Genomic DNA, 1,493 nt, shown 5'->3' on the forward strand with positions numbered 1-1,493 from the left:
ACGACTAGCCTACACACTTTCACATGGACTACCATCGCCATGCTTGCTTAGCCTGCTCCGTCCCCCCATCGCAATTATACCAAGTACGGAAATATTAATCCGTTTCCCATCGACTACGCCTTTCGGCCTCGCCTTAGGGGTCGACTTACCCTACCCTGATTAACATGGGATAGGAACCCTTGGTCTTCCGGCGTGCGGGTTTTTCACCCGCATTATCGTTACTCATGTCAGCATTCGCACTTCTGATACGTCCAGCATACCTCCCGGTACACCTTCAACCGCTTACAGAACGCTCCCCTACCACTCAGAATAAATTCTGAATCCGCAGCTTCGGTGCATAGTTTAGCCCCGTTACATCTTCCGCGCAGACCGACTCGACCAGTGAGCTATTACGCTTTCTTTAAAGGATGGCTGCTTCTAAGCCAACCTCCTGGCTGTCTGGGCCTTTCCACATCGTTTCCCACTTAACTATGACTTTGGGACCTTAGCTGGCGGTCTGGGTTGTTTCCCTCTTCACGACGGACGTTAGCACCCGCCGTGTGTCTCCCGGATATTACTTTACGGTATTCGGAGTTTGCAAAGGGTTGGTAAGTCGGGATGACCCCCTAGCCTTAACAGTGCTCTACCCCCGTAAGTATTCGTCCGAGGCTCTACCTAAATAGATTTCGGGGAGAACCAGCTATCTCCCGGTTTGATTAGCCTTTCACTCCTAACCACAGGTCATCCCCTAACTTTTCAACGTTAGTGGGTTCGGTCCTCCAATTGATGTTACTCAATCTTCAACCTGCCCATGGCTAGATCACCGGGTTTCGGGTCTATACCTTGCAACTATTCGCCCAGTTAAGACTCGGTTTCCCTACGGCTACCCTAATCGGTTAACCTCGCTACAAAATATAAGTCGCTGACCCATTATACAAAAGGTACGCAGTCACCCTCGAAGGGCTCCTACTGCTTGTACGTACACGGTTTCAGGTTCTATTTCACTCCCCTCACAGGGGTTCTTTTCGCCTTTCCCTCACGGTACTGGTTCACTATCGGTCAGTTGGGAGTATTTAGCCTTAGATGATGGTCCACCTATATTCAGTCAAAGTTTCACGTGCTCCGACCTACTCGATTTCACTTAAAATGCGTTTTCATGTACGGGACTATCACCCTGTATCGTGGCACTTTCCAGAGCCTTCCATTAACACATAATAAGCTTAAGGGCTGTTCCGATTTCGCTCGCCGCTACTATCGGAATCTCGGTTGATTTCTTTTCCTACGGGTACTTAGATGTTTCAGTTCTCCGCGTTCGCCTCGTTAACCTATGTATTCAGTTAACGATACCTGCAAGCAGGTGGGTTTCCCCATTCGGAAATCCTAGTCTCAAGTGCTTTTTACTAGCTTGACTAGGCTTATCGCAAGTTAATACGTCCTTCATCGCCTCCAACTGCCAAGGCATCCACCGTGTACGCTTAGTCACTTAACCATACAACCCAAACGGGTCTTTGTTT

Annotated in this window: 1 rRNA gene (only partly in view); it reads right to left on the reverse strand. The window is 49.0% G+C overall.

What is annotated here, in order from left to right:
* Positions 1-1,468 (reverse strand): 23S ribosomal RNA (locus QL989_RS19065) (it extends 1,516 nt beyond the left edge of the window).
* Between the last annotated feature and the right edge of the window lie 25 nt (positions 1,469-1,493).

Source organism: Pseudoalteromonas sp. APC 3224, from assembly GCF_030407535.1.
Lineage (GTDB): Bacteria > Pseudomonadota > Gammaproteobacteria > Enterobacterales > Alteromonadaceae > Pseudoalteromonas.